11 protein-coding genes and 1 tRNA gene are annotated in these 14,038 nt (G+C 42.1%); 4 read left to right on the top strand and 8 right to left on the bottom strand.

Features of this window, described 5'->3' with window-relative positions:
* Window positions 1-119 precede the first annotated feature (119 nt).
* Both E2K93_RS08675 and E2K93_RS17690 read left to right on the top strand, forming a co-directional pair.
* Window positions 120-4,247 (top strand): two-component regulator propeller domain-containing protein, encoded by a 4,128-nt coding sequence (locus E2K93_RS08675; RefSeq protein WP_135438719.1) that lies wholly within the window; start codon window positions 120-122, stop codon window positions 4,245-4,247.
* A 157-nt stretch (window positions 4,248-4,404) separates the two neighbouring features.
* Window positions 4,405-4,569, top strand: a complete 165-nt coding sequence (locus E2K93_RS17690; protein ID WP_189637729.1) for a hypothetical protein — start codon at window positions 4,405-4,407, stop codon at window positions 4,567-4,569.
* A 22-nt stretch (window positions 4,570-4,591) separates the two neighbouring features.
* Here the strand turns inward: E2K93_RS17690 and E2K93_RS08670 are convergent, their stop codons facing one another.
* From E2K93_RS08670 to E2K93_RS08655, 4 genes are all read right to left on the bottom strand, one after another.
* Window positions 4,592-5,035: an ATP-dependent zinc protease gene (locus E2K93_RS08670; protein WP_135438718.1), complete on the bottom strand. Its 444-nt coding sequence runs from the start codon at window positions 5,033-5,035 to the stop codon at window positions 4,592-4,594.
* Window positions 5,036-5,064: 29 nt separating this feature from the next.
* Window positions 5,065-6,066, bottom strand: coding sequence for a succinylglutamate desuccinylase/aspartoacylase family protein (locus E2K93_RS08665; protein ID WP_135438717.1), 1,002 nt, complete (start codon window positions 6,064-6,066; stop codon window positions 5,065-5,067).
* A 4-nt stretch (window positions 6,067-6,070) separates the two neighbouring features.
* Window positions 6,071-6,964, bottom strand: a complete 894-nt coding sequence (gene rimK, locus E2K93_RS08660) for a 30S ribosomal protein S6--L-glutamate ligase (protein ID WP_135438716.1) — start codon at window positions 6,962-6,964, stop codon at window positions 6,071-6,073.
* Between the two features lie 673 nt (window positions 6,965-7,637).
* A tRNA-His gene (locus E2K93_RS08655) sits at window positions 7,638-7,713 on the bottom strand.
* 290 nt (window positions 7,714-8,003) lie between these two features.
* Between E2K93_RS08655 and E2K93_RS08650 the strand changes: the two genes are divergently transcribed.
* Together E2K93_RS08650 and E2K93_RS08645 are read left to right on the top strand one after the other, a co-directional pair.
* Entirely contained in the window at window positions 8,004-9,812 is a 1,809-nt protein-coding gene (locus tag E2K93_RS08650; RefSeq protein ID WP_135438715.1) for a GGDEF domain-containing protein, read from the top strand.
* Window positions 9,813-9,886: 74 nt separating this feature from the next.
* Window positions 9,887-10,429, top strand: coding sequence for a DUF1285 domain-containing protein (locus E2K93_RS08645; protein ID WP_135438714.1), 543 nt, complete (start codon window positions 9,887-9,889; stop codon window positions 10,427-10,429).
* Here the strand turns inward: E2K93_RS08645 and hemN are convergent.
* From hemN to E2K93_RS08625, 4 genes are all read right to left on the bottom strand, one after another.
* Window positions 10,426-11,766 carry an oxygen-independent coproporphyrinogen III oxidase gene (gene hemN / locus E2K93_RS08640; protein ID WP_228445583.1) on the bottom strand — a complete coding sequence of 447 codons (1,341 nt, stop codon included), beginning with the start codon at window positions 11,764-11,766 and terminating at the stop codon, window positions 10,426-10,428. The two genes, E2K93_RS08645 and hemN, sit on opposite strands and share 4 nt — an antisense overlap.
* Window positions 11,767-11,935: 169 nt before the next feature.
* A complete protein-coding gene (locus E2K93_RS08635) occupies window positions 11,936-12,247 on the bottom strand; it encodes a TraR/DksA family transcriptional regulator (RefSeq protein ID WP_135438713.1) in 312 nt (103 codons plus the stop codon).
* 30 nt (window positions 12,248-12,277) lie between these two features.
* The gene (locus E2K93_RS08630; protein WP_135438712.1) at window positions 12,278-12,772 is read right to left on the bottom strand and encodes a DUF2489 domain-containing protein; all 495 of its coding nucleotides are present in this window, start codon (window positions 12,770-12,772) and stop codon (window positions 12,278-12,280) included.
* 5 nt (window positions 12,773-12,777) lie between these two features.
* On the bottom strand, window positions 12,778-13,371 hold the full coding sequence (locus E2K93_RS08625) for a GTPase-activating protein (protein WP_135438711.1): 594 nt from the start codon (window positions 13,369-13,371) through the stop codon (window positions 12,778-12,780).
* Between the last annotated feature and the right edge of the window lie 667 nt (window positions 13,372-14,038).

The following is a 14,038-nucleotide window of genomic DNA, read 5'->3' as shown; positions in this document are numbered from 1 at the left end:
CAGCGCATTTAATCTATAGCCGCCAGCAATAAAGCGTTGTGCAGACCGAAAAAGCAAGGTAAGTTAGTAAACAATGTACATATAAACGGCTCCTTGTTTGCTGATTGGGATATCAAAAATTGGTTGCTGCCACCCCTCTATCGCCTCGCATTCTCATTCAAAAACTGCACCTTAGCTGTTTGTTTTTATTGCTATTATTAGCACTTTCACCGTTAACAATTAGAGCAGAATCGTTTCATAATTTAAGCATTGAAGACGGTCTGTCACAAAGCATTGTGTTTAACATTGCTCAAGATAAAACCGGCTATATGTGGTTTGCGACACAAGATGGCCTAAACCGTTTTGATGGCAGCACCTTTAAAGTATTCAAAACCGATACCGATAAAATCAATGCCATTGCCGATAACTATATATACCCACTGGCTTATGATGACGACAACAACCTATGGTTGGGTACGCGCTCAGCAGGCATTAACAAACTGGCGCTGGATAAATACTGGTTTAGTCATTATTCGCCTGCCAATAGCGCGTTAACCAGCAACCGTATCACCGCATTGCATGCCAATGGCAACCGAGTATGGCTAGGTACTTACCAAGGGCAATTGCACTATTTTGATAAATCGAGCAATAAAGTATCCGAAATCTTACTGCAGACTCAAAAGCCAATATATAGCTTATTAGTCGACAGTAATCAGCAATTATGGGTCGGCACCCATGGTGATGGTGTCTATCTTTATGACTTAACCAGCGGTCAGCAAAGCCACTTTGTCGCGGGCACTATCAGTAACATGGGCTTAAGCCACAACAGCATTTTTACCATCCATGAAGACAACAATAAACAAGTCTGGCTCGGCAGTCAGGGCGGTGGCCTATTTCGATATGATCAACAACAAAAGGTGTTTAGAAACTGGCGCCATGATGCCAATAACAACGCCAGTTTGTCGCACGATCAGGTGCGAGTAATTTTCTCCGATAGGCAAAATCGACTGTGGGTTGGCACCCGTGGTGGCGGTCTCAATTTATACCAGCCTAATAGTGATAGTTTCAGCCATTTCAAACACGATATCGGTGACAAATATAGCCTGGCTCATAATCGCATTTATTCCATCTTCGAAGATAACAATAGTATGCTGTGGATAGGCACAGCCAATGGTATTAGTAAGCTCGACCCACAATCGTTAGTCTTTAAAAATCTTAAAGCCCCGAAAGACCTCAACAGCAAAGATATTTGGTCACTATATCAAGACACTAACGAGCATTTGTGGGTTGGTTCATGGGGAGGTGGTGTTAATAGCTTTGATAGCGACCTTAACGCCAATAACGCACAAAACCGTATCAATGCACTGCTTAACAATAACGCGATTAAAGCGATGCTTGAAGACGAGCAAAAGCGGCTATGGATTGGTACCTGGGGCGGCGGTCTGGAGCTCATTGATATCCAACAAAACAGCACCATGCATTTTGTTGCCGACGATACCGATATCCATTCCCTTGCCGATAACAATGTCTTGTCATTATTGATTGATGACAAACAACAACTTTGGGTTGGCACCGATGGCGGCGGCTTAAACCTATTCAATCAACAGCAACAGACCTTTAGCCATAAAGATAATAGTGCACATTTGCTGCTCAATATTCCGGCACAAAAAATCAACAGTCTATTTCAAGATAAAGATCGCAATTACTGGGTCGGCACCGATGGCTATGGACTGTATCGATATAATCGCGCGCAACGCACCTTAGTGCAATATACCAAAGGCGAGCCCGGTAAATACCACATTAGCCATAATACCGTACGTACCATCTATGAAGATAAGCAGGGTTTTATCTGGGTTGGTACTTCAAATGGTTTAAATCGCATTACTCAAACCACTGGCGAAACACACCACTTTGGTGTCGAACAAGGGTTAGCCAATCAAGTCGTCTATGCCATTGAAGCAGACCAACGAGATAATTTGTGGTTGAGCACCAATAAAGGTATCAGTCGCTTTAACCCTAATGTTGGCTTATTTACCAATTTTGACAGAACCGATGGGCTAGTCGGCAATGAATATAATGCTGGCGCCAGCGTCGCCTTAAATGATGGTCGTTTGGCATTTGGTGGCACCAACGGCGTGACCACGTTTACCCCAGAATTACTTAAGGCCAATAACAGCGCTGGCGGTATCTCTGTTACCAATGTTTTATTAGATCAGAAGCCTTTGCATCAGCAAAGCCATGCCAATTTATCATTGTATGCAAGCCTACCTGAGCAGCAACAAAGCATCGAGTTAACCCATCAAGTAAATCGTTTGTCGTTATCCTTTGCCCATCTTAGGTATGTAAAAAACATGGGGAGCGAGTTTAGTTATCGCTTAATAGGCTTTGATCACAACTGGCAATACCACCTTGGCAAAAGTTTAACCGTTGATTATACCAATTTAGATCCTGGTCAATATCAATTGCAGGTCAAAGCAATTCAATATGGCATGACCAATAATACCGATAGGCTTTATATCAATATCAATGTGGTGCCTGCACCATGGAATACCTGGTGGGCCTATGTTGGTTACGTCGCACTGGTACTTACCATCATTTACCTGCTGATTCGCATGCGCATTTATCGCGTTGAACAGCAAAAGCGTCAATTGGCAATTCAAGTAGAACAACGAACAGAGGAAATCGCCGAGCAACGCAAGGTCATTGAACATCAAGCGCATGAGTTGCAGCTGACACTGGATGAAAAAAATCGCCTGTTTACCAATGCCTCACATGAGTTGCGTACGCCGCTGAGTTTAATTATTGCGCCGATTCAAAGATTGCTCAACGAAGAGCAAGACAGCGCCAAGAAACGCCATCTCGAAATCATATTGCGCAACGGCAAACGATTAAAGTCGATGGTTAACCGAGTATTGAGCTTGTCTCATATCGAGTCATTTAAAGACAAAACCAATGAGCGCATTGATGTATCTCATATCGCCCGCAAAACCGCAGACCAATTTAACTCAGCCTATCAAAGCCATAGCGTCGAGTTTCACAGCAATATTGAAGACAACTTATATATCGACGCCCACGAACACGGCATAGAAACAATCCTGATTAATTTACTCGGCAACAGTTTCAAGTTTACCAAGCAAGGTCATATCAGCTTAGAAGTCGGTAAAGATGCGCACGATAAGATTGTCATAACTGTTACCGATAGCGGTAAAGGTATCGCCAAGGCCCAGCAACAGCATATCTTTGAGCCATTTAATCGTGGCGATGATTCTGATCAAACCAGCGAAGGCTCAGGTATAGGTTTAGCCATTGTCGGTGAATTGGCTGAGCAGTTTAACGCGACCATTGAACTCGACAGTGAGATTAATTCTGGCTGTTGTTTTAAGTTAACCTTTGACCAATCAGCAGCTATTGATAACCCATTGACGCCGCAATATGCCACCAATCCAGCAGCCAGCGCGCAGTCATTGCCAGTGATGGAATATACTGACAATTTAGAGAGTGACTATGTCAGCGATGCATCCAAGAAAACCTTACTGATCGTTGAGGATAATCTCGAGCTAAATGAGTTTTTACGCGCAGATTTTCGAAACGACTACAATGTTCTGGTTGCCAATAATGGCCAACAAGGGCTTTTGCTCGCACAGCAAGAATTACCGGATTTGATCATCTCAGATATCATGATGCCAAAGCTAAACGGTATTGATATGTTGAACAAGATAAACGCTCATCAACTTACCTGCCACATCCCGGTTATTCTATTAACAGCAAAGAACGACAAACGTACTCGCCTCACTGGCTTCAAATCTCAAGCCATCGACTTTATTGATAAGCCTTTTGACCTGCAAGAGCTGCAACTAAAAGTCGAAAACTGGATTACATGGGCAGAGAAAATGGCGCAGCGTGATGTCAGCAGTAAACCTAGTCGCCAGCAAATATTACTGCCACAAGACTCTGACTTGTTAAGTAAGTTAGATAGGTTATTAGAGCAACACTTTGCTGAGCATGATCTTGATGCCGAGTTTATTGCCAGTGAAATGGCAATGAGTAGCAGACAATTGCAACGTAAACTTAAAGCGATCACCGATCAGTCGCCGATAGAATACTTACGTAACTTCCGTCTCGCGAAAAGTCAGCAGCTGTTAATTGAAGGGATGCAAGTCAATCTTGTTGCTCATCAGGTTGGCTTTAGCACCAGCTCTTATTTTGCTAAAGCGTTCAAGAATAAATTTGCGGTGACACCGAAAGCCTATCAGCAAAAAAACCTTTAAAAACATCTGTTTTATCTCATTATGTCGTTTCTGTTGCCTTTTTTGTCCGATATGTCGCACTAATATAGACACAGTTAGTTTAGGCTGATCTAAGTCTATTAAAGAGGTTGTAGGCGACGGCAATTAACATTAATTGCGATCTGCCTAGGAGATAGTTATGACGGACAATAACAATAATAAACCGCCGAAAATGATCGTTAAAACATTATTGTTTTTAATCGATCACAATGATATCCCAGACTCGGTCAAACAAGAAAAACGCAATACATTGGTTAAAATGTTTGGCTCGGTACAAAAAGCCTACCAATATATATCTGAATAAATGCTCGCTGCATGATCTAACCTTACGCTTTCATCTGAGGCGTACTCTCGACCAAAAACGTTGCTGATGGGTCAACATAAACACGATCACCCATCCCTTCTCGGCCTAATAACATCAAGTACGTCATATCTTCCCGATTACTTAAGGTCAACTCAATCAGCCATTGTTGGTCGCCTAGGCCAAACCGCGTCTGTATAACGCATCGTTGCTCACTGCTACCGTTGGATGATTTAATTCGTCTGGAATCGTAGAGTGGCGCAGTGCAATGAACAATTTTATCTAAATTGTAGACATCAGGGTGCAGATCAAAGCTCACCAAGGGTTTAGCCCGAGTAGAAAGCACTTTAATATTATCAACGTGCAATGCCGAGGTTTTGGCACCGGTATCTACCCTCACCGGTAACTCGTAGATACCTAAGTCGGGTAAACTGCAAAGTTCTATATTACCTATTAATAATCTGTCCATATGATTGTCCAGTATTGATCTGTTCCGCGCTATACAATATCTTCCTGCAATTGCTCAATATGCTCAGCAACTTCCTCATCATCGGCACCAAAATAGGCGATATGATATAGTGCTTCCCCTTCTTGTACTAAAGGAATATTTTGCTTGCCAATTAAGATTCCTGAACGTGATGAGCACACTTGCTCGATAAGGTCACCCATGGGGCTGTTAATTTCAGCGAGTACATCGCCTTTTTCGACTCGCGCCCCCATTTTAACAAATTCTAAAACAAAACCACTGGCGTTGGCGCGGGTCCAATCACTGCGATTGGCAATAAAGGGCTCGAGTTTTCTCTTCGATGACCGCTTGCGAATCAACTTTAATTCCGACAACACATTGAGCACACCCTTAACGCCACATTGTATGGAAAATTCGTCAAACCTTAATGCTTCGCCAGCTTCATAAAGCAAGACTCTGGCACCATTATTTACCGCCGCCTCTCGCAATGAGCCATCGCGTATATTAGCGTTTAACATTACAGGTACACCGAACGCTTTGGCGATGTTTTGCGTTTGCTCGTCATCTAAATTAGCTCGAATTTGCGGCACATTGGAACGATGAATAGCGCCGGTATGCAAATCAATGCCGTACTGACAGTGCTTTACGATCTCATTTAAAAACGTGTAGGCGACTCTTGATGCTAGAGACCCTTTGGCAGAGCCAGGAAAACACCTATTTAGATCACGACGATCAGGTAAATAGCGACTCTGATTTAATACACCATGCACATTTACCATAGGTACCAATATTAAAGTACCTCGTAATAATTTGATTTTTTGTGTAATTAGACGGCGAACTATTTCAATGCCATTTAGTTCATCACCGTGTACTGCAGCACTTATAAAAACCACATCACCAGGTTTCTTGGCATTGATGACATGAACAGGAATAGACACTTCGGTATCTGTATATAAACGCGCTACAGGCAGTGCGATTTGTTTTGATTCACCGGCGAGTATTTGTTCGCCACCAATGGTAATTGTATCTGTCATTTCACTACCCTTGGTCATCATGCGCTATGACTTGGTTTTCTATAAAATCGATGACCATACCAGCAACATCTTTACCGGTAGCTCCTTCAATCCCCTCTAAACCCGGTGACGAATTCACTTCCATAACCACGGGACCGCGACTGGATTGCAAAATATCGACACCACATAAGTTTAAACCCATAGCTTTCGCTGAATTAATAGCGGTAGCTTTTTCTTCTTCCGACAATTCAACCAACATGGCACTGCCGCCACGATGCAAATTTGAGCGGAATTCACCTTCTGCTGCTTGCCGTTTCATAGCCGCAACAACTTGGTCGCCTACCACTAAACAGCGAATATCTGCGCCATTTGCTTCTTTGATAAATTCTTGCACCAGTATGTTTGCTTTAAGGCCCATAAACGCTTCCATAACACTTTCTGCTGCTTTATTGGTTTCCGCCAAAACCACACCGATACCTTGAGTACCTTCAAGTAATTTGATCACCAAAGGTGCTCCGCCGATGGTTTTAATTACATCCTGAATCTTATCTGGTTTATTTGCATAACCGGTACGCGGTAAGCCTATGCCTTTTTGTGACAGTAATTGCAAAGAGCGTAATTTGTCTCGTGAGCGACTAATGGCATCTGAGGTATTAACACAATAGGTGTTCATCATTTCAAACTGCCTGACCACCGCGGTACCGTAGAAAGTAATTGAAGCACCAATCCTAGGGATAACCGCATCATACTTGGGCAGCGCCTCGCCGTGATAACGTACTTTAGGGTGGTTGCTGGTAATGTCCATATAACAATGTAAGGTGTCGATTAAATCGACCTGGTGACCACGAGATTCTGCTGCCTCAATTAAGCGCCGAGTTGAATAAAGATTGTCGTTTCTGGATAAAATGGCGATGCGCATGCAACTATTCTCCCAAAAGGTGATTGAATGAATTAAAAAAAAGCGACACGGTACCCAATAATAGTGGCTCAAAAAATTGCAGATTCCAGTTACAGCTAACATTTGATAACGAAATAATAATTGAGTGGGCTAATAACAATAAGAATGAATAAGTGGGGCTGGTGGAACTTGAACCCACGCCAAACCAGAATAGCGGAATCACCTGCGATTTCGCGTCGTGGTAAATGCGAAGTAGGCTATTAATAATATAAGGGAGTAAGTGAGATAGCTGGCTGAACTTGAACCCACGCCAATCCAGAATAGCGGAATCACCTGTGATTTCGCGTCGTGGTAAATGCGAAGTAGGCTATTAATAATATAAGGGAGTAAGTGAGATAGCTGGCGGAACTTGAACCCACGCCAATTCAGAATAGCGGAATCACCTGTGATTTCGCGTCGTGGTAAATGGGGTGGCTGATGGGATTTGAACCCACGCCAATCCAGAATAGCGGAATCACCTGTGATTTCGCGTCGTGGCGAATCAATACATCTGAAAGTGGAATTGTATTTAGAAAATAAGTGAGATAGCTGGCGGAACTTGAACCCACGCCAATTCAGAATAGCGGAATCACCTGTGATTTCGCGTCATGGCGAATCAATACATCTGAAAGTGGAATTGTATTTAGAAAATAAGTGGGGTGGCTGATGGGATTTGAACCCACGACAACCGGAATCACAATCCGGGGCTCTACCAACTGAGCTACAGCCACCACTGAAGAACACTGTATGAAACAGTGCGCGGATTATAGTGCAGTATCCTTATTAATGGCAAGTGTTTTTACCAAGATAGAAGGCAATTTACGCAAGCAATGGTTAAGCTTGCTAAATTACACTTTATGTTTTGCTTTTTTACAAAAACTTTAACGATAAATTTACAATAGTGGTTGATTTCTGTTAGATTTTTAAAGTGTAACTAAAGACAATAAAAATATTAGGGAATGTAAGTTACGATAAATCGTGACGATTGCAACGGATATGCTGTCAGGAATAATAATAATAAATGAATAGAGTTAAGAGTTTTTATCAGGCACTCGTCGTCATTTTACTATTTAGTATTGCAAAACAAGGGTTTGCAAACAGTCTAAATAATGAAATTTTTGTCGATGGCTCTGAACATGGTCAATCTTTATCGATAAAAGGTAATTATTATCTCGATGAAGCATCCGATCTTACCGCGCAGCAAGTATGGCAGCAGCGGTCGCAATTTCAGGTCAATGATGACAGCAATGCATGGCTTGATGAAATTAGCGGTTCTGTATGGAGTTATTATACGGTCAGTAATCGCAGCGATTCAGAAGTTACCGTTTATTTTGAATACCCATATCACCAACCAGCTACCCTCGCCCTCTACCAAAAACAACCGTCTTCAGCCGAATTCATTCGTCAAAAAACAAGCCAATTTGAAACTGGCGGCGATCGGGCCATGGCAATTGCCCGCGTCACGTTACCGGTTGTGTTGCAAGCCAATGAAAGCAAACAGATTCTGGTAGAGTCATACAGTGACATTGGCACCGCGCGATTTACCGATTTTCGCTTGTGGTCTACCAAAGCCATTGTTAAAGCCACCAATCTAGAACACTTAATATTTGCTGCTGTTGTTACCTTTATTTTGTTATCGAGCCTAATAAGTTTTGGCTTATATAAATTTTTGAAAGAGAAGTTTTTCTTCTGGTATTCATTGTTTGCAGTGAGCTCCATACCTGTGATGGGTTTGAGTACCGGTATCTTAAACCTGTACGTCGCCGGTCTCGATTACCACCCTCTTGGTACCATATCTATGGTGGTTATGATGGCCGCTGGTATTCAATTTATTCGAGTCTATTCGAACGCGTCCTATCATTCATTACTGGCTGATAAAGCGATGCACCTAACGATGGTCTTGGTATTATTGGGACTGCCAGTTGCCATTATTGGATTCCATGAACTGGCCATGCAAATCCAGCAAATTGCTATCTTTACCTTTCCTGTGGCGATCATTGCCGCCATTTACTGTGGCAGTTTAGGGGAAAAGCAAATCACCACTATGGTGTTAGCAAAGCTGTTATTTTTTGTGGTTTTGATCAGTACTAATTTGCAAGCCTGGGGCTGGGTGAAGCCGAGCTACGGGTTAGTCTTCTTGCCTACCATAGGCATGTTAGGCCAACTGATTTGTTTGATTTGGGCTATGTATAGCAAAGCCTTAGTGCATGTCAAAGAAGGCTCTGCGGAAGAAATTAACACCATCAATGATGCATACGAACGCGCATTCGAACTGCAAGAACAAGTTAAGCAACAAAACCAAATGCTCAAGGCGGCAAAAGAGCAAGCTGAATTTGAAGCACGTACCGACATGCTGACTCATTTACCAAATCGACGTGCGTTTATGAATTTAGCAAAAATGGCCATCGCTCAAGCTGTACGCCAAGAAAAGCCGCTGTCGTTTATTGCCTTTGACATTGATAACTTTAAAACGATTAATGACCAATACGGGCATCCTGCCGGTGATAAAACCTTAAAAGAAGTGGGCGATCTTACCCGCAGTATTATTCGTGCCAGTGATTTTTGTGGTCGTATCGGTGGTGAAGAATTCATGATCGGTTGTCATAATAACTCCATGGGTGATGCCTATCACTTAGCCGAACGTATACGCAAAGCAATTGAAAACCATGTCATTGTTTACGAAGACATGGAATTTTCGACCACAGTGAGTATCGGATTAGCGCAATTAAGTGAAGAAGACGATCTAGAGTCGGTCATCAAAAAGGCTGATGAAGCGATGTACTTGTCTAAATCTAATGGTAAGAACAAAGTCACCCATTACGCTGCTTAACAACAAGACAGCAAACTATGATTCGATAAGGCTATAATTAGGTTATAGCCTTTTTCATTTAAGAGCCGTTATTGATGTCTTTAGAACGCCTATCTAAACAACTTTCCCAGCAACAACAAGAGCTGCCTCCCGTCGAGTTGTGGGATCCACCCTATTGCGGCGAAATGGACATGCAAATAAAGGCCGATGGTCGTTGGTTTTATATGGGCAGTGAAATAACCAGACAACGCTTGGTAAAGTTATTTTCAACGGTATTAAAGAAACAAGATGACGAGTACTTTTTAGTCACCCCGGTAGAGAAGATTAAGATTCAGGTAGAGCATTTGCCTTTTGTTATTACCCAATGGCACTGGCTTGATGACGCGATTGATAAAACCATGCTGCTCACCACCAACCTGGGCGATCAAGTGATACTCGATAGTGCGACAAGAATACAGCTTAATACTGATGGTACGTTGCAAGTCAATGTGCGCCGTAATTTGGATGCCAGCATCCATCGTAATGTATTTTATCAGTGGGCCGAACTGGCAGAAGAAAAACAAACTGGCCAGCAGCAACAATTGGTGATTAATAGCGGTGGTGTTGAGCACACCATCGGCGTGCTCGAAAACGATTAAATCACTTTAGAAAAGCGCTGCTGATGTAATTTGGTTTTTAAATAGGCATCAAACGACATACAAATATTACGAATTAGCAGCCTCGCTTTTGCGTTCACGACAATGGCATTATTATCATTAACCAATAATCCGTCATTTATAAATACCAAAAGCGTTTGTAAGTCATCAGCAAAGTAGTCATCAAATACGATATTAAAACGTTGCTCAACATCGTGTTTACCCACCCGAAAGTTGCACATTAATTGACGAATAACAAAGGCACGAATAACGTCATCGGTATTAGTGACAATACCTTTTTCCAATGGCTGACCATGACTATCAATTGCCTGATAGTATTCTTTTAACGTTTTCACGTTTTGGCTGAAGCTTTGCCCCATTGCACTAATTGCAGAGACACCAAGCGCCAATAAATCGCAGTCACCTAATGTGGTATATCCTTGAAAGTTACGATGTAACGAACCTTGGCGTTGAGCCTTGGCCAGTTCATCATCTGGTTTGGCAAAATGGTCCATACCAATAAACTCATAACCCATATCCACCAGAGACTCGATTGCAAATTGCATTAACTCTAATTTTTGTGCCGAGCTAGGCAACCATTGATCACGAATTTTGCGTTGCGCAGCGAAGCGTGACGGCAGGTGTGCATAACTAAACAAAGAAATCCGATCCGGATCGATGTCCTTTACTGCAGCAATAGTATTAGCAAAGCTTGTGATGGTTTGATGCGGTAAGCCATAAATTAAATCGATGTTAACAGAGTCAAAACCAACCTTTTTCGCACGTTGTACCAAGTCAATTATAAACTCGGTACTTTGTAGACGGTTTATCGCCTTTTGTACTTTGCTATCGACATCTTGTACGCCAATGCTTAAACGATTAAAACCGACTTGGTATAAGTGATCGACCAAGTCCAGCTCTATTTCACGAGGGTCAACTTCAATCCCCATCTCGATGTTTGGGTCAAATTGAAACGCCGATTTAAGCTTGTCCACTAAACGAGAGATTTGCTGTTTACTAAGAAACGTTGGTGTCCCGCCTCCCCAGTGCATTTGCTTTACGGTTTTGTTGCTTACTAAAGGTGCGCGAGCATCTATTTCTCGACACAAATAATCGATGTATTCATCGGCTTTTTCTTTGTGGCGAGTGACTATTTTATTGCAACCACAGTAGTAACATAGGCTGTGGCAAAATGGGATATGAAGATAAAGAGACAAGTCATCGGTGTCAGACGCCGCAATAGCATTGACTAAATCGCTGTTTTTAAAATCGTCACTAAACTCAACCGCGGTTGGGTATGAGGTATATCGAGGACCACTAACATCATACTTATTTAACAGTTGCGGAGAGAACATTTCATTAAAAATGTTATGTGAAAATTGAGTTGCCGACACAGAATAAAACCCATTAGTAGAATTACCGGCAAGTATAAAAAACTAAGCGCCCGATTTTATTGATCGAGCGCAATGTTTTTGCAAATGATTAACAATTGATAAGGGCTAGCCGGCACTAATCAGCGCAATTAATGCACTTTGTTGCAGAAGGTTGTACTTCCAGTCTGGCGACCGCGATATCATCGCCACAGCTACTGCATATGCCATAGGTACCGGCTTCGATACGAGTTATTGCATTGGATAGTTGTTGAATTTCGATTTTAGCTTCAACTTCTAAAGCATTTAGTACTTCGTCGTTCTCTCTTTCACCGGCTTGTTCAGACCAATCGGCGGCGCGACCTTCAGCAAAATCATCATGAATTGAATCGACCCTTGCCTGCAAGGCAACGATACGCTTGGTAAATTCTGCTTTTAATTGCTCTCTCATCACGACCACCCATTACGTTGTTATTGTCGGTTAGCTTTTTTGCAACGATTCAATCAACGTTAACGTATAAGGCAGCAACTTTTCTACCTCATCGTATATCGCATTTTCATGCTCTTCTTCATGGCCTGCACGCTCTATATCAAGTTTAAAGCGTTCTTTTTTAGATAACTTCTTTCGTTCTTCCAGAATTGGCATATGATTGATCTTGCTATATAAAGTAAATATAGCAGGAAAATTGGCTTTCATCTGAGACACGTAATTTGGCAACGATTCCATCAACACCGATAAACGCCAACTGCCTTCCGACACCTCGCATTGTCTCTCGGCCATCGCCCGACAGATATGACTAATAGACTCTAATGCTTTTAAATCGCGCTTTATGTGTTTTTGCTTTTGTTGCTCTAACGCTAAAGCCTGTTGTTGGCGTTGATGTTTAAGCTGAAAAAGCAAATAGCTCGCATACGCTGCTAAGGCAAATATGATTATGGCCGCGACTACCAACAAGATAATGTTAGATGTTTGCATGACGACTACTCTTTATAATCAGAGAAATCACTGTCATCAAGGCGATCCCATAACGCCTCGTCGTCGTCATCATCGGCAAGTTCATCGTCTTGCTCAGGTTGCTCGTAGCCAAGTAAATCCATAAGCTCTTGATAACGGCTTTGCGCTTTATCAAGCATATCCATTTGTTCAGGGCTAATGTCCTCACCAGATTCAACAAGCGCAGAAATAAGCATTAACTGTTCATTGTTTTCCAGGTTATGCAATTCCTGTTCGTAGGCTTGCATCACCGCTTCACTGGTGGCTACATCGTTACTTTGCGGCGCATCGTCAACAACACGAACTGGGGCTATCGGTGCCACCGCAGCTTTTTTCGCTTGCGGCTTCTCTGATTTAACCTTAATGCCTAAATCAATCGCTTTTTTACTGCCCAAGCGCGGATCTTTATTACTGCTATCCACTGTCGCTTCGGTATTGTTTTTAGCAACATTCTGACGTGTACCGGCTTTATTTCCGGTCATTTTGCGTTTTCTTTGCTCTTTCTCTGCCTTTTCAGGGCGTTTGAGATTGAGCTTCTTCATTAACGCGCCTTCTTTGCGCGATTTTTTCGATCTGGCCATAACGAGTCATTTAAATTAACAAGAATAGCTCTATTTTACGCGAAACTAGCCAATAAGGATAATAGTGCGTCGCATTTTAATGCGATTTTGTTGGCTTTCTGAGTAAATAAAACGACGGCTTGCCTTCGCTGATCTATAAAGTGGTATAACAACGTATTGGTAAAACCAATATTATCCCCCCTGGTCACAAACTTAGCGCCGATGACTTAAGTAAACGCAACGCAAATAATAACTCGCGCCAATAGCTCGAGCCCTGCATTGTCGTTAACTAACTGATATCAGCGAGTTTATTGGGCAGCACGAAACCAAACTTACCAACAAGTAACAATTGGTAATAACCAATAAGAGCTCAACACAACCAAAAGCTAGTGTTTGGCTTGACATTTTGTGTTGAAAAAACCTATATTGATGTAAGACATTACGTGTTAATAAAAACAATAATAGATTTGCAACAAGCTATCCCCACATAATGAAATGTCGTAACCTAATGAATCAAAAGATAAAAATCATCGATTCACAGAGTATTGCTAAGATTCAGATCCTGTCTGTTTAGGCGATATTATTGGTCAGCAGTTAATAAAGCATAAATCGTTTGTTTTTATAGCGTTATGATCAACATGGGTTGGGGAATGCATTGCTAAGTAAATCATTACAAAAACAAAAGTAG

The organism is Thalassotalea sp. HSM 43 (assembly GCF_004752005.1).
GTDB lineage: Bacteria > Pseudomonadota > Gammaproteobacteria > Enterobacterales > Alteromonadaceae > Thalassotalea_A.
This window is presented reverse-complemented; position numbering and strand designations above follow the sequence as displayed.